Genomic DNA, 16871 nt, shown 5'->3' with positions numbered 1-16871 from the left:
TCGCTTATATCGCATATAAATATGATTATACTCGACTGCAACCAGAGTCAGAAACGAAAATAGAGAAAAGACGAGCTTCCAGAGGCCATTATGCTGGATAACGCACTCCAAAATAATACGATGCTGGCCGCCCAGCGTATCGAGTCAAGTTTGAGCGAATCCTTGACCATTGCAAGGCGATGAAGTGCTTCCGGCAATGGAATTACGGCAATAAGCAGACCGACCACAATTACAACAAGCCCATGTGGTGGAAAAATCAGGGCAAATGGTTCCGTCGTAGGTTGCAGCTGAGGAATCAGGCCGTACATCCGCCCCAACAACTGTATCGCATAGTCCAGCGACTCCGCGCGGAACAGTACCCATGCGTTTATAATGATAACGAAAGTCAGTAACTGTTTAACCACTCCGGGCATTGGGAGATCCCAGCCGCGCCGTTCGCACATTTTTTCCAAGGTAAGAAAGAAACCATAATAAGCCCCCCAGAGAACGAAATTCCATGCAGCTCCGTGCCATAAACCTGAAATCAGGAATACGATCCATAAATTGAAATACATGCGCCATGGTGCAACCTTATTGCCGCCCAGAGGAATATAAAGATAAAGACGCATCCAGTTGGAAAGCGTGATGTGCCATCGTTGCCAGAATTCAGTCACACTCTTGGCCGTATAGGGCTGATTAAAATTTTCCGGAAATCGGAAACCGACAACCCGGCCTAACCCTATGGCCATATCTGAATAGCCGGAAAAATCGAAGTAGATCTGAACGGAGTAGGCGAGTACGCCCACCCATGCGTAATGCGAGGGCAGACTTTCAGGTGGCAAAGCAAAGATGGCGTTGGCAATCTCCCCGGCAGGATCCGCAATCAGTGCTTTTTTCCCCAACCCGCGCGCAAAGCGGAAAAAACCGGCTATAAACTCCTCGGCACTATGGGTTCGCACCCTGATTTGCTGGCTGATCTCATGATAGCGAATGATTGGCCCGGCAATCAGTTGCGGAAAGAAAAGGATATAGAGCAGAGCCTCGATAAATGAAGCCGGTGGGGATGTCCGTTGTTTGTAGAGATCCAGTACAAAGCTGATTTTATGAAAAGCAATGAAGGATATCCCCAGAGGCAGAGCAACCCCGTACCATGAAGGTTTCTCTATGCCAATCATATGCAACAACGGTTGAACTTGATCAACAAAGAAGTTGGCGTATTTAAAAAACAGCAGCGCACCGACATTAATCAAAATGGCGACGACAAGCCCGCCTTTTTTTACCTCCTCGCTGAGAGTCGGATTCATCAGAACATGTTTGATAATCATGTAGTCTATCCATGTCCCGGCAATGACATACCAGACAAAAACCGGATCGCCCCAAGCAAAGAAGAAGATACTGAACAGGACAATCACCGCATTGCGCAGACGAATACCCGGCACGGCAAAATAGGCCATCAAAAACAGAGGAATGAATACAAGGAGAAACAAAGGGGAATTAAAAAGCATGGGGTATTTCCTGCAACCGAGCCTGGAATGAATTTTTCACTTATTCTATCTATTTTGTCTCTTGCAGAGACAGATGCATAACCACCACCGCAAGTTGTCTTGGATCATTTGAACCGTAATTCTTTTTTCCGTGATTCCAATCCTGGTAAACAATCTCCAGAACATTGAGCCCTTGTTTAGCCGTCAGCGCCATGTCTGCGTCAACTTGCTTTTGGATACCGATTTCTTCCGAAGAGAAGTGGCGAATATCCTTTCCATTGAGACGGATGGTCACAGTCTGGTCTGGAATCGGTACTCCATTCTTGAAAGCAAATTTCAGCAGGAGTTGCCGTGCCTGTTCTGGCCATGCGGGATCGATATAAAACTTGATGCGCGTCGCGGGCCCAAGCGCCCAGCGCCAACTTTCCTTGTCATTGCTTTCCAAACTGCTTAAGCCACCAACTAAAACATCCTCTGACTCCTCACTATTAATCAAATTAACGGTTCGTATCCCGGCTTGGTCGAGTATTTGCGCCGACGGTAGCACTTCGATTGAAATCCTCTTATTCGCTGCCTTATCTGTGCCAGCACCCAGCATCTGAACGCCATGTAATAGCATGGCGAGCGGTTGCCCAGAGGCGTCTTGTAGTGAGATTTCGGTCACAAGGTCGTCTTGCCATTGGAAGGTGCTTGGCACTGTCAACTCCAGCATCCCACGGCCTTGTGCCAGTGTCGCCTGGCCAATCGACTTGCCATCCACAAGAATATCCAAACGGCGCGGAATACTCTGATCTGAAGACAGATTTTCCACATCAAGCGTTAGTTGGATACGGTTGCCATTGGTTGGTGGGCGAATAGCAAAGCTTGCCTTATGGCCGGTTGTACGCCACTGTTTGTTGCCAAGATCGCGCCATCCTTGCACCAAAAATCTTTTGGGATCAACCATTCCTGCATCTGTTTTTGTTAACAACCCGTCCAATAAAACCTGCGTTGCGCCAAATTCCATACGATCCGGGTTGTCACGCGAAATGTTGCCGTCCGACACTTCCATGACCAGTAACTCTTTAGTCAAGATTTCAGGCAATGCGGTACTCTGCTGCAGTGGAGTCTGAGCTGTTACCCTGCCTCCCATCCCAATGGTTTGACGTGAAATAAAGCTGTCATAGCGCGTTAACCAACCAGGAGACCAACTCATCTCCGGCAGCGCTTGCGTAAGGGCATAGACAATTTGATCGGAAAAGCTGTCCCCTATGATGATAATCTTGCGACTTTCCTCCCCGGGACTCTGCTGAGGGGTGATTTTAGGGAAAGGAGCTTCGCCAATAATGGCATCCGTGGAGAATATGTTTAGGATTGAAGCGACGTCCGTATCCGACCATTTGGATTTTCCATACTCAACATTAGAACAATTAATCGTGAAAAAGGGGTGCCCAGTCAAAGCCTCGGCCTTGCGCATGATTTCATCGGTCATCATGCACCCGGCCCAGTAACTCCAGTGGAAGCTTGTGGTGGTAAAGAAGGGCCATGGGGAAGCGGCTTTTCTTTGCGCAAAAATGCGCTGTATATTAAGAACGTTGACTCCGCTTTCTTCCAGCACATCCCCATACGAAACAGCGCGGCTCATAATGGTTTCAGCCGGAGCAATCAGATAAGGTGCAGCATATTCCGGGTACACCCTGACCTTTGGGGGTGGGGTAACAACCAGCAGAGCTACTCCATGATGGCTGAGCATCTCTTGCAAAATTCGCAACCGGCGAGCTGAGCGCTGATAGTGTTGCTTGATGGTTTCATGATGCAGAACGTCGTCGTTTAAACGACGTATCGCGTCCACCGGGTAGAAGCCAAATTCCGGCGTCCAGATATAACCGCTGTTGGGGCGCGTAGGAAATAAGCAATATATTGTCTCGTTGTAGGAACGAATTAAAATGGAGCGTAAACTTCCTATATGACTTAGAAAGCGTTGCTCCAGAAATGGCTGCCATTCGCGTTTGAAAAACCCCTTCCAAAATTGCGCGGGTTGAGCAATGGGTTGCGTGCGCTCCTGGAGGGTCAAATTGTGCCATTGAATTCCCAGAATTGGAAAAATCAGCATGACGATAATAGTCATGACAAGTACTCGCCTATAAATACGCCCTGCTTTTCCCATTATTTAAAACCTACAAACCACTCTCAAGAGAGAAGTTCTGAATAAGGAATTTGGTTTCCCGTGAATCGCCCTCAGAAAGACGGATAGGTTCGCCATCAGCCTTTAAGCGAACCACAATGTCCTCTGAGTTTGTCTCAACGACAGGACTTTCATACTCTCCCCATCCACCTTTCATCTGGATTTCAAATGAAGCCAATAGTTTGCCCGTATTCGTATTTAATTCCACAGTCAGTGTGCGCGGGTTTCCGGCGAGCTCGTATTGAAATTTCACTTTTGTTCTGGGTGTTTTTCCAATGTGATGGAATCGATATTCAACAGACTCTTTTACCCAGTTCCATGTCTTCTTGTCGCCAGTTTCCGTGCCATAAGCGCCCGTAATGGAATCAAGATTATAAAAAGAAAAGGGGGCTTGACGAATAAAAAACGGCCCGACCCGATCAAGCGGATTTTCACCCGCTGTTTGCGTAGGTTTTAGCTGGATCATCCAGTCGGCCGTATCTATCGGCATATCTCTTTCCTCCTCAGAGAGGAATTTACGCAGATAGCCATCTTCATACTTTCCCGCCAATTTACGGTCTGACAAAACATATGCGACCATTTGCGTTATTTTGTGGTGTTCAAAAGGAATTCCCAAATAAATGACCTGATCTTTTGGGATATTGGCGACCCTGGATCGCAAATCCAGAAATACATTAAATGGCGAATATTTTTGCATAGTTTCATCCTGAAGTTGCAGGGTGAACATTTGAGCGACTATTACTGATTGTATTGCCATCCCAGCAACCAAAGCAGTTAAAAAGGCGTATTTACAGATGCGTTTATACCTTTCTACATTCACTAAAAACCACGCAATTGCGATTCCCACCAGCCCAAGGTTAAAGGGGGCCAGCCACTTGGCGATCTTGAACTGGAGAAATGTGACGCCAATTTCCCCTTCCAAACCGGAGGTTGCATATCTGAATTTAGCAAAAGCCAACCAGAAAACCAGATTAATACAAGCTAAAAGAAGAACGGTGAGATTTCTCGGTTTCGGACGAAGAATCTTGACTAAAATGACCACCAGCACAATCAACAGCAAAGGAAACACCCAACTGCTAACTACCCGATCAACCCAAAAAACTTGACTGTCAAATGGGGATTTCATTCCAAAAGAATGCGCAACAAATTGAACGGGCGACCAGAGCACTGGCCAACCAAAATGAAACGTTCCTGACGCAGTGCCCAAGAGTGTGTAAATTAAATTTCTAAGTATGCGGACACCCTCGATATTGACCACTACCAATATTTGAACTGCAAGCACTAATACAGATCCCATGATCCGGCTTTTTTCGCTCCAATACAGTGAGCACACCAATAGGAGAAACAAGCCAATACCTGCGCCAACAACAGGGAACATATCGTTATAGGAAATCAAGAGTGCAGAGCAAATCAGTGCAAGCGGCAAGAGGACAATAAACTGTTTTGCCCAGGATGGCTTTGAGTCTAAGATATAACCTATTAAGCCGGGAATCAGGCAGGCAAGTCCGGCAGAAAAAGCCAGTCCGAAAGTCTGTGGGAAAAATCCATATTGTGCGCCAAAGACAAACCCATTCATCGTAAAGGCCGGCAAAGTACATAATGCGAGACCAACAGTCCTTGAAACTGGAACCACCTGCCGAATAACTCCTCCTATGGCAAGACTGCCTAAAGCGAATGCCAACCCTACTGTGGGTAAGTAGACATAGTAGGACCATTCCAAATGAAAGAGCGATTGGACGAAACCGAGAAAAAACGAGCCGCCCATCCGGTGTCCATCCGCTTGATAAAGAAAGACTTGTGTTTCCGCTGGAAAAAATCCTGAAGCCCGTGCAGCCTCGGAAAATGCGTGCTCTTGCAGCCACTGGCCATGCACGAGATAAGTGAATGAATCGTTGAAGGGATTGAACGAATCAAACCGGATGGCTGGCGCAAGTACGGGGATTGTTGCGACAATCGCAAACGCGGAAACGATTAACCAATTACGGAACAGATCGGCGCGCTGTTTCTCAAACGCAATGCCGAGTAGAAGCAACCCAACAGAAAGGGAAATAGAGATACCGGTTTTGAAGGGAGATAACCAACCATACACCGTTGTAATCAGCACAATACCCGCTAAACCCAAAAGAGGGGCAATATAAAACCCAAAGGAATCATTCAAAGAACTTGGAAGAAGATCGGCAATGCGTCGTCCAAGCGCCGTTACTACCAGCAACAGGCAAACTAATACTGTAATTGATGTTAGATATATCAAAGTGATGTTCCTAGATGAAGATTAATCCGAAAATATTCAGATTAAGTATGTGAAATAATATAGCGGCTCGCCGCCATAATATCGGCGACGCAAATATCATTGTTTCCTAGTTGAGCGCGGTCATTATTTCCATAGCCCGTCAGCACTAAGATTGATTTAACCCCGGCAGCCAAACCAGCTTGAATATCGCTTACTTTGTCTCCAACTAGCCACGAACCACCTAAATCGACATCAAAATCCTGGCTTGCCTCGTTGATCAGCCCAGGCATGGGCTTTCGGCATTCGCATGCCTCACTGAAGTCTGGATGGTGCGGGCAATGATAAAACCCATCAATCGCAACGCCATGCTCTTTCAATTCCTCATTTATCTTTGTGTGCAAAAGGTTGACCTCTGTATCGGTATAATAACCACGGGCAATTCCTGCTTGATTCGTAATCACAATAACAAGAAATCCGGCTTTTTTTAGCGATACAATTGCGTCGATTGCACCGGGAATCCATTCCCAATCCTCAATACGGTGAACATACCCTTTCTCTACATTAAGGGTTCCATCACGATCCAGAAATACAACTTTATTTGTCACGAACACAACTCAACTGTTATTTGGGTTAGCTGTCTGTCTAGAATTTTGCGTTAGCCGATACTTGCACCATGCTGCCAGTGTAAATGTATCCTGCACCTCGGAACGCTCAATCATATTTTCCAATTCCTGAAAATCGAAAAAGCGGAATTCCCTAAGCCCTAACTCAAATTCTCTTTGACTTGTCGAATATCCTGCTTCAGCCACATAAAGGTGAACCCTTGCAGCCAAAACACCAGAATCTGGCGTGATGAATCCCAGCGAAGAAAAACAACTTTGATCGGCAACCACCCCCGTTTCTTCTAACAATTCTCTCAACGCCGAGGCTACTTCATTTTCTCCCTCGTCCACAAAGCCATGTGGTATTTCCCATGAATAAGCGCGTATTGCCGGGCGGTAGATCCGTATCAACCCGACCTGTCCGTCGACAACCGGTAAGATAGCCACTCCAGTAATAAGATTTTTCCCTGCATTCTTTGGCGCAACCACCAGATAATCTCGAACTTCGCTACCTGCCTTATCGATCACATGATCGAAATAAACAAAAAACTTAGAATTCTCACATGCTAGACGCCTTTCAACCACCTCAATAGGTAAATCGTCATCCCCGATTTTTTTGTCTGAAGTCATGGCGCTAAACAATTTCAGACTGGTCTACAATCCATTCGGCAAAAGCCAGCGAACTGGTAAATGCTGGTGAAATGGCATTCAGCACATGCAGTGAGTCGGAAGACTTCTCGATGACATAGTCCATTTCCAACCTTTTTTCCCGCACATTAATAAGTTGAGGACGAATACCCACCTTATCACTAGAGATAAGATCATCGTAAGTCAATTCGGGCATCAGCTTACGCACCGCAGCAAAGAAATTTTTCTTACGATACTTGCCCAGTTCGGTATGCACCAATTGCCGGAAATTCTGATGGTTGGCTAAATACATTTTGGATACTTCAAGCCCAACTCGTAGCGATTCGCCTAATTGCGCACCTTGCAGAATCCCGTAATTTTCTCGCCCCAATGCAGGAATGGCCGTCGGCCCCGCATAGACATCCCCGCTCGCTACACGAGTCAAATGCACGCCAAGGAAAGGTTGGTTGACATCAGGAACGGGATAGATGTTGGCGTGTACTAGATGCGCTCGTTCAGGGCGCAATTTGAAGTAGATGCCCTTAAATGGCAACAAAGCATAGTCTAATCCTAGCCCAAAAAACTTAGCCACTTTGTCAGCGGAAGCACCGGCACAGTTGAACAGATACTTATAACCAAATTCGCCAATAGGAGTGATTACCTTGCTAACGTCCGTATTTATGGAGGATACAGGTGCGTTAAAAAATATCTTTACACCGTCATTAATCAATAATTCCTGTAACTTCGATATTACGGCTTTGCTGTCTATCACCGCCGTATCCGGGCAATGTATGCCTTGCTGGTAAACCCCTGCATGGGGTTCAATCTGGTGTATACCTTGTTCGTCGAGTCGTTCCGCCCTTATCCCGTTCTCCCTCGCGTTTTTAAGCAGGCGCTCAATCACGGGTATATCCTGTTCGGAAGTAGCAACAATTACCTTGCCGGAGTGCTGACAGTTAATGCCATGCTCTGCCGCAAATGCTTTCATGCGGCGTGCGCCTTCCGCACAAACCTTGGCTTTCAACGTGCCGCTATCATAGTAAATGCCGCTATGCAGTACACCACTGTTGCGCCCACTGGCATGCTTGCCCAGAACCGCCTCTTTTTCCAGTAAAGCAATACTTGCTGTTGGGTGACGCTTACGCAACTCACGTGCAACCGTCAGACCTACAATCCCCCCCCCAACAATGAGGTAATCAACTGATTCTTTCATCTCATCTCCATCTATTTCAAAGCGTGGAAACCAAGCTAAACATTGCCGTATTGAGAGTTCTTGATCATAGTGTAACCTTTGATCAGCTCTGCTATACCCGCATCCAGCGACATTGAGGTCTTGTAGCCTGTTGCTTCAATTTTTGCGTTCGACACAATGTAGTTACGTTGATCGGGGTCTTTACCTACGGGTGCATCAAGGAAGACAAAATCAGGAACTTGTTTCTGGATGGTTTCGCACAGTTCTTTCTTCGATACGTTGGCTTCGGAAAGACCGACGTTGTAAATCTCGCCTTTCATTTTGTCAAAGTTGACGATTGCGTGTTGGAAAGCACGAGAGACGTCACGAACATGCACGTAATTGCGCTTGAAGTAGCCTTCAAACAGGACGACGAATCGATCGTTAACGGCACGGTAGGTGAAGTCATTCACGAGTAAATCAATCCGCATCCGTGGCGACATGCCAAACACGGTGGCAAGACGGAAGCTGATTGCGTTTTCGCGTTGCATCAGTTCTTTTTCAATGCCTACTTTTTCTATCGCGTATTGGGAGATAGGGCGCAGGGGCGATTCTTCGGTGCAGAAGTTGTTTTCGTCGCCGGTGCCGTAAGCGCTGTTGGTGGTCGGCATCAGCACGATTTGCTCTTTGGACAGCAGCTTAATCATCAACGTGATTGCGTCGTGGTTAATCGTTGTTGCGCCAACGGGATCGAGGTTACACAGCGGAGCTCCGACTAATGCCGCCAGCGGAATAACGATGTCGGCTTTTTTGAGCAACGGCGCCATTACCTTCTCAAGGCGAATGTCGCCCTTGACGACAGAAAAGTTTGGATTGTTGCAAACATGATTAAGGCTGGTCTGCTTGAACATGAAGTTGTCCAGCACTGTTACTTTGTGTCCGGCATTAAGCAGGTCCGGAACCATGGTAGAACCGAGGTAGCCGGCGCCGCCGGTGACGAGAATATTGTAGCTCATTGTGTTCCTTTCTAAATTGTCAAAAAAATTATTCGCCAAACATTGCTACTTCGACACATTCACAGATGGTCGACCATCGCGTCCACAAAAAACGATACTTGGCATCCCCATGATGCTGTATTGCTCCAGCTCTTTAAGAATGCTCGGAGATTGTCCTGAAGTGGTTATACCTAAGAAACATCCTTTGCCGTTGCCTTACCGATAAGCTGCCGCGGAAAAACCAAGTCATAACCGCAGTCGTTAGCGATGGCGGTAAGTATGTCAATCGTGCCACCTACATTGCCGAAGCGTTCGCCCATCTAATTTGACAACTCGTTGGGACTAAGATTCAATGTAGAAACCACGGACAATCCCGCCTGATAGTCACTACCACGGCGGCCATTATAGTCGCCGTGGCGGCAATGATCGCATATCCCATCAATAAATACGGAGTCATCAATACGGTAAAGATTGTTTTTCTCGACATTAACGCCCTCATCCCGATCAAGAAACAGCATAGGCCGTTTCTTGGAAGAACTGGACAATTGCCGCCTACCTTAGGAAGCAAATAGAGCTGCGATATTTTCCCGGTTCGGCTGAGTGACAACACCTTTTTCAGTGATCAAGGCGGTGACCAACTCCGCGGGCGTAACGTCAAAAGCGGGATTGCGAATCTGAACGCCTTCCGCCGCCCACTGACATTCCCTAAATCCGGTTACCTCATCGGCAGACCGTTCCTCGATAGGAATCGCGGTGCCATCAGGAATAGCCAGGTCGATCGTGGACAGCGGACAAGCCACATAAAACGGGATGCCGTGACGTTGCGCCAACACGGCGACCATGTAAGTGCCAATCTTGTTCGCCACATCCCCGTTCGCCGCCACGCGATCGGTCCCGACCACTACGGCATCGATCTCACCCCGGCTCATTAAATGTCCGGCCATATTGTCGGTGATCAATGTCACGGGAATCTTCTCTTGCACCATCTCCCACGCTGTAAGCCGCGCGCCCTGCAGGAAAGGCCGGGTCTCGTCTGCGATAACCGAAATACGCTTACCGGCTTCCACTGCGGAGCGGAAAACACCCAGGGCCGTACCATGTCCCGCTGTCGCCAAGGCGCCTGCATTGCAGTGCGTCAGCACCCTCGCGCCGTCCGGCAATAAGGCTGCGCCGTAAGCGCCCATAGCCCGGTTGATGCGAACATCTTCGGCCGATACTTCATGCGCTTCCGCAAGCAGGCGGTCAACAATTTCATCCACCGTGCCTTGCTTGTTGGCCTCCCACACTTCGCGCATCCGTTTCAACGCCCAGAACAAATTCACCGCCGTAGGGCGACTTGCCGCTAGCACCTCGAATCCTTTTTCCATACCCGCAACAAATGCTTCACGGCTTGCTTGTCGCAGAGCCAAAGACTCCAGCGCAACGCCATAGGCGGCGGCACAACCAATTGCAGGCGCGCCGCGAACTACCATTGAACGAATGCCTTCCGCAACCTCGGAAGCAGAGCTATAAGGCAAATATTCAAACCGTGCCGGCAGCACTCTTTGATCGATCATTTCAAGACGCCCATCACGCCAGCGTAATGTTTCTACAGACTGGCTATCGTTACTCACATCAACCATTGTCAATCGCCCTCAAATTCACAAAGTGCAAAAACTTTGTGCCCATGCTTTTCCAGCCGGCCGCGACCGCCAAGATCAGGCAAATCAATCACAAAGCAACATTCCACAATCTTGCCGCCCATGCTCTCGATCAGCTTGCACGCCGCTTCAGCGGTACCGCCGGTAGCAATCAAATCATCCACAAGCAGCACCCGCTCACCTTGGGATACCGCATCCACATGTATCTCGATACGATCAGTGCCGTATTCAAGTTCATAATCGTGACCCACCGTTTCTGACGGTAGCTTGCCTTTTTTGCGAATGGGTACAAAGCCCACGCCCAATTGATAAGCCAGCGCCGATCCAACTATAAAACCGCGCGCCTCGATTCCGGCTACCCGGTCAATTCTTACACCCGTATAGCGGTTAACTAATTCATTGATGGTGACTCGAAAACCCACCGGGTCTTTTAACAACGTTGTGATATCCCGAAACATCACCCCTTGTTTGGGATAATGGGGGACGGTACGAATACGTGATTTTATTGGCATTCTTGATTTCCTGTTTGAATAAATCTTGGCGGGCAAACTTTATGAGTTTCAAGTACATGTAAGGCAGCATGAGCCCAAGCATGCGAAGAGAAAATGCACATATCGTACCATGTCTACGACAGCAATCGCAAATATCCGGTGAACCGGATGAATCTCGTAACCTATTAGTTCCACGGTGGTTAGTACTCGAAGCGTATGTGAATTATTGAACTGATTTCCAAACACGCCGTGAGGATATAATTGCAAAAACTACACTCATGATAAATTTACCGGCCCTCAAAATAGCGCCGGACTAACCCTTAGTAACCGTTAAATTTGACGGTATTTCATTAATCTTTGAATGTCGGAGGACATACCCTCCGACATTCCTGAAGCGCCTAGATTTAGGTAAATCCCAGAGCTGTTTTAGCAGTTCTGACAAAGATGGTTAAAGCTTGGTTTTATCGCCTGAGCACACGCCCAGCAACGGCATCAAGGCGCTTCAACATCTCAGGGGCTCTTGCATCAGGACCGGTGATTAATGCATGCTCAAGCGCGCTACGACACGCACACGTTCCGGCTGTAGCGTCCGCATGTATCCGTGGAGCTACTTTTCTCACCATACTGCGAGCATTATCTGCATTGGTAAGCAGCACCTTAACAATCGCTTCTACTGTTACATCATCATGATTGGGATGCCAGCAATCAAAATCGGTCACCATCGCCACTGTTGCGTAACAAAGTTCGGCTTCTCGGGCCAGCTTGGCTTCAGGCATGTTAGTCATGCCGATGACATCGCAGTTCCAGCTTCGATATAGCTCCGACTCAGCCAAACTGGAAAACTGCGGCCCTTCCATAACAAGATAGGTGCCGCCACGAGCAACCTCAATCCCTGTCTCCCGGGCAGCTACTTCAATATGGTCACCTAGCCGACTGCAAACCGGATGCGCCATGGAGACATGCGCCACTAATCCTGTGCTAAAAAAACTCTTCTCGCGGGCAAAGGTTCGATCAATGAACTGGTCGACGATCACAAACATGCCTGGCCGTAAATTCTCACGCAAGGAGCCTACAGCGCTAACCGAGATAACGTCTGTGACGCCGGCCCGCTTCAACGCGTCAATGTTGGCGCGAAAATTAATCTCAGATGGTGGAATCAGGTGTCCGCGTCCATGGCGAGGAAGAAACACCATCTGCTGCCCATCCAGTTCACCAAACAGGAGTTCATCAGAAGTTTCACCAAACGGTGAATGCACTCGCTCCCAACGCTTGTTGGTCAGCCCTTCAATATCGTAAACACCACTGCCGCCGATAATGCCAATTACAGGTGTTTGATTGCTATTTGTCATGTGTCTTTATCCTTCAAATTTTAAACGTTTTGGTATTCTAATTCTGTTTACGAATGAACGGCCACAGCAATCCTCGTCCTGCCATATATCGACCGATGAACCAAGCCCACAAGTAAGTGCGCCAACACAAAGGTAGATCACGATCCATTAACAGGTCTCTGGAAAAGGAAGCGATTGCGCCAAACAAACTACTAGGGGATGGTTTCTTTGCTCTTGGGTTTGGGACATATTTAGCTTGAGTGTTGCCGCTCAAAACCCGTAGCAGGTAGCTTGCCGATTCCCGTCGAGACTCAATGAGTGCTAGGAATGCTGTATCGTCTGCGAAGCGGCCACGATTTCCGTAGGTTTCATCAAAAGGCGCCTTTCCTGTCCGGTAATGCAGATGCTCAAACACAACATCGTCCAGGTAACGGATACGATCAAAACCTGCGTGTTGAAGCCGTTTAAAAATATCTAACAGGTGGTAGTCAATGAATGCGCCTTGATATTCATTCGGATAGGGCTCTACCAGCAAATCGCATGTGCGCCGTGAAAGAATCGGGAATGTGCAAAGATTCCCTTTCTTGAAGAGGTCGTTGCAATAGGCCAAGTAAACTTTGTCCGGAATACTCGCATCCAGCTCAGCAATCTTCTCGTCCCACCCATAGGTGCCAATCACCATATCATCGTTAGAGAGAATAATGATGTCGCCTCGTGCCTGAGCCAGACAGGCGCTGTTATAACCTCCCATGGATAATGATGGCCCTATAATTCTTACGACATGCACATCGTGGCTGTCCAAATGATGGCTACCGGTATCGTCATTGTCGACGTACAGTATGACCTCAACCCGGTTGAGATGCGACGTTGTCTCGCCAATGCTTCTGAGGAGGCGATCTACGAGGAATGGACGCCCACGCGTAGGTAATAACAACGAAATTGATAGGGGCTTCATTGAATAACAAGATAAAATTAATTAATAATAATAAGGATTACTCGAACCCTAAAACTCTCAGTGTTAAATAATCTAGATCGTCATAATTAACGAATGGTAGCTCTCAAAAAATAAACTAACTTTATGTTGCGCAATCCGTCTGCGCTTGCTCGGCAGTAATTTTGGCAAACAGTGGACTGCACCTCAAGCTACTATAGAGCATTAATCGATCAAGATACATGCAATATTACGTCCGCTACTGCATATTTTGCATCTGCCCGTTTGAAAAATGAAATATAAAGAGGACAGCTTGGCTTTAAGTCGATATTTCATATCAGCTTTGTTTGGACAGGTTACTTAAGGAAGCGCTGAACAAATCGCATTCCACGTACAATTGCCAGACAAACTGATTTTCTCAAAAATCGCCACTTGGCAGCACCCAATAAATGGCATTTTTAACCGTTTTCCCCGATTCTTCTTCATCTGTCGTTTTCGGGAAACGACAGATACATTTTGCCCTCAGGCAGCCATCAGCTGCCGTCTGAGCAGGTATAGATTTGCCAGTCCCGCCAGCAAGTGGCCTGCGTTGCATTTATCTCCAGACCACGTAGCGGGCCTTTTGAAAGCCAAATTGTTGTTTCGAGGTCAGCAAAACTGGCTTGATATGACATGCCGGCATTAGGCTTGTTTTGATTGATGACAATATTATCCCATACCCGGAAATTTAATCAGCGCTTTCTTAGCTTGGCGGCTGAGGCTCTGAGCTCGACTGTATAAGTGTTTGATTTTGACTGGCTAATTTCGACTCACATTTTAAATTTAAAAGGATTTTTAAAAAATGTGGCCAGTTTAAGTAGCCACATTATCCGAACGTGGGGCCGTTTCACGCAGTATTAAAACGCCGCAAAACGCCGCTAGTCTATCCGCAGCCCTTTCAGCGTCAACAACCCTTTAGCTCCACAGTTAGACAGAATTTCAAGTTTTACAAAACGCGCGTTGCGCGGCTCATCAAGTTTGATGTTATGCCAGCCGTCGTCAGACTTATCGTCTAAGCAATTGTTTTCAAAGGTTAAAGCGCTAACCCAAGACGCTCCATCCTCACTAAGCATAATCTTAATTGTCTTTGGCATACGCACCACGAGCCCATCTTGCGGCAAAATGGCTAAATTATTCACAGGCTTTACTTCGTTAAAATCGACTGTTATTTCCTGTGGGTATTTTGGATTTAATTCTGCATGCCAGCCTGGGTCCATCGAAGCAAACAGTCCCGAAGGACCATAATTTCCAAGAGTACTGGATGCGCTAATTTTCGGTGGCTTAATTCGCGAAAATTTAGGTTTGACCGGTTTGGATGTAAGCTCTGAGAAATTAATTACAAATGGCTCAACATTACTAATAATTGTCTCCTGCCCATACGCATAGCCAAGAACAATATTTTTCGGCTCTTCCAGAGCCTTATCCGCACATTCTTGATCAAAAGCGCAGTAAACTAAATTAAATTTTGGCCGGTCAACACGCTCTCGAAGTAATGCATGAACCATCCAAAGGACAGAAACTGGGTTGTATGCGCTTGCGAGCACGGCGTTCTCATGGTTAACCTTTGAACCCTTAAGCATGTTCTCTATACCAACGGGACGATTAATTTTTGGCAGTACAACAAATAAAAACCGGTTGTCAACCCAGCCTTTCTGAGCTACCCATTCGGATATTCTTGAGCGCATAGCTTGTATTTCCACTCCAGTAACCACCGCCTCAAGCGTGGATAGCCGGTTTTGAACTAAAGCAGTTGGCAACACTATGAGTAGTAAGGCAGCTAAAGGAGTCCACTTAGAATATTTATTTAAAAATAATTTAAAAAACGATGACAAAAGTACGGATATTGCTGAGCAAAAAAACAAATACCAAGGAAAAATATGCCTGGTAGAAAGACCACCCATTTTACTGAAGAGCCAGGGCGATGCCGACGCCAAAAGTACAATGCTGGCGATTGATAAAAAAACGATACTAAAAATCAGTGCCGACCTAACACTTTCATTCCGTTTTTTCCTGATTAACCATCCAGAAATTAGGGGCAGCACAACTAGAATTATCAAAGTTGCTCCTGGAGGGGTAGAAAAATTCAGCGGCGGCATTGAGTAGAAATACGTTGCTGCTGCAAGCACTCTTTCCCATAGCACTGCTGGAGTGAGCTGAACGCTTACTTCGTACTCACCCAAATCTTGAGTCTTTTCCAATAACGAGACACTCGCCTTGACCAGTACATAATATAGAATGGAGTTACCGAAATAAAAGATAAGGGTTGAAAAAAGATTTTTAAGCCTTTTTGATAAGTTTATTGAACTGCTAAAGCTAAATTCTATTAGTGCGAGCGGCAAAACCATAAAAGCATATGCCGGATATATCATACAGGCTAATACGAAAAACAAGGAGGCAAGTAAAATTCTTTTAAATTCTCCGCTATTTGTTTTATTCCTTTGGCTGTATTGACTAAAGGATGCGGCTGCCAAGATGACAGCAATGAGCACCATCGCTGCCGGCATACCTTGCAAAAACATAAAAGAATACCCCGGAGCAAACATAAGAGCAGCAGCCGTCGCTACTCCTGTAGCCAAGCCGCCAACAAGCGGTGACAAAACAGAACCCAAGTACATCACCGTCACAAGTGCTATTACTAGAAGGACAGGCCGAAAGTAAGCAAAATCAGATATATTGAATACTCCGGCATGCCCTATACATTCGGTAAACCATATCAGCGGCCTACCGGTCTGAACATACAAGCCGGAAACCATATTTGCGCACAACTTTGCTCGCTCAAGTGCTGGTTCACCGTCAATTGAGTACCTGAATGCCCTCCACTGATCTTGAGTGACATAGTCGAACTGCAAGGTTGGCAAATAAGCAAGAACGACCAGAAGCAACGACGTTATGATTACTAATTTAGAAATTACATCTTGTCCTCTCCACGTTCGGACTGTCTTGTTAAGCAGGTTTTCAAATATCATTTTTTTCGGCCTCCAGAGCCAGAGTTCACACATAAATTGGAAGTAATACAGCCTCCCTAACGAAAGATTTGCAGCTCTCTTTCGCCGCCGATACGACGTGGTGCGTCATTGGTATTTCAGTTATTTTCAGTTTTGCCTTCGCCCACCGAAATGGTTTCACCGGTTGATCCACCATCCACAACGCTGATTGGACTCAGCACGAACAATCAACTTTCGGCATGAGG

Annotated in this window: 13 protein-coding genes; all 13 read right to left on the bottom strand. The window is 46.9% G+C overall.

Annotation, left to right across the window (positions count from 1 at the left end; genetic code table 11):
• Positions 1–47: 47 nt before the first annotated feature.
• Entirely contained in the window at positions 48–1484 is a 1437-nt protein-coding gene (locus tag B0F88_RS10345; protein ID WP_104423859.1) for an MBOAT family O-acyltransferase, read from the bottom strand.
• Positions 1485–1533: 49 nt separating this feature from the next.
• Positions 1534–3570, bottom strand: a complete 2037-nt coding sequence (locus tag B0F88_RS10340) for an alginate O-acetyltransferase AlgX-related protein (protein WP_181049880.1) — start codon at positions 3568–3570, stop codon at positions 1534–1536.
• 49 nt (positions 3571–3619) lie between these two features.
• Positions 3620–5878, bottom strand: coding sequence for a hypothetical protein (locus B0F88_RS10335; RefSeq protein ID WP_146083344.1), 2259 nt, complete (start codon positions 5876–5878; stop codon positions 3620–3622).
• Between the two features lie 41 nt (positions 5879–5919).
• Complete coding sequence (gmhB, locus tag B0F88_RS10330) at positions 5920–6462, bottom strand: D-glycero-beta-D-manno-heptose 1,7-bisphosphate 7-phosphatase (protein WP_219820826.1); 543 nt, start codon at positions 6460–6462, stop codon at positions 5920–5922.
• 9 nt (positions 6463–6471) lie between these two features.
• Positions 6472–7089 (bottom strand): NUDIX hydrolase, encoded by a 618-nt coding sequence (locus B0F88_RS10325; RefSeq protein ID WP_104423855.1) that lies wholly within the window; start codon positions 7087–7089, stop codon positions 6472–6474.
• A gap of 4 nt (positions 7090–7093) precedes the next feature.
• Positions 7094–8299 (bottom strand): L-2-hydroxyglutarate oxidase, encoded by a 1206-nt coding sequence (gene lhgO, locus B0F88_RS10320; protein ID WP_104423854.1) that lies wholly within the window; start codon positions 8297–8299, stop codon positions 7094–7096.
• A gap of 35 nt (positions 8300–8334) precedes the next feature.
• On the bottom strand, positions 8335–9273 hold the full coding sequence (locus B0F88_RS10315; protein ID WP_104423853.1) for an NAD-dependent epimerase/dehydratase family protein: 939 nt from the start codon (positions 9271–9273) through the stop codon (positions 8335–8337).
• A gap of 328 nt (positions 9274–9601) precedes the next feature.
• Positions 9602–9739, bottom strand: coding sequence for a hypothetical protein (locus B0F88_RS19355; protein ID WP_181049879.1), 138 nt, complete (start codon positions 9737–9739; stop codon positions 9602–9604).
• Positions 9740–9809: 70 nt separating this feature from the next.
• On the bottom strand, positions 9810–10874 hold the full coding sequence (gene mtnA, locus B0F88_RS10310) for an S-methyl-5-thioribose-1-phosphate isomerase (RefSeq protein ID WP_104423852.1): 1065 nt from the start codon (positions 10872–10874) through the stop codon (positions 9810–9812).
• Positions 10875–10876: 2 nt separating this feature from the next.
• On the bottom strand, positions 10877–11404 hold the full coding sequence (locus tag B0F88_RS10305; RefSeq protein WP_104423851.1) for an adenine phosphoribosyltransferase: 528 nt from the start codon (positions 11402–11404) through the stop codon (positions 10877–10879).
• A gap of 440 nt (positions 11405–11844) precedes the next feature.
• The gene (locus B0F88_RS10300; RefSeq protein ID WP_104423850.1) at positions 11845–12732 is read right to left on the bottom strand and encodes an S-methyl-5'-thioadenosine phosphorylase; all 888 of its coding nucleotides are present in this window, start codon (positions 12730–12732) and stop codon (positions 11845–11847) included.
• Positions 12733–12769: 37 nt separating this feature from the next.
• A complete protein-coding gene (locus B0F88_RS10295; protein ID WP_104423849.1) occupies positions 12770–13462 on the bottom strand; it encodes a hypothetical protein in 693 nt (230 codons plus the stop codon).
• Between the two features lie 1097 nt (positions 13463–14559).
• A complete protein-coding gene (locus B0F88_RS10290) occupies positions 14560–16647 on the bottom strand; it encodes a discoidin domain-containing protein (protein WP_181049878.1) in 2088 nt (695 codons plus the stop codon).
• Between the last annotated feature and the right edge of the window lie 224 nt (positions 16648–16871).

It is taken from the genome of Methylobacter tundripaludum, from assembly GCF_002934365.1.
GTDB lineage: Bacteria > Pseudomonadota > Gammaproteobacteria > Methylococcales > Methylomonadaceae > Methylobacter_A > Methylobacter_A tundripaludum_A.
Note: the sequence above shows the minus strand (reverse complement) of the source record. Positions and strands in the feature narration are given on the sequence as shown.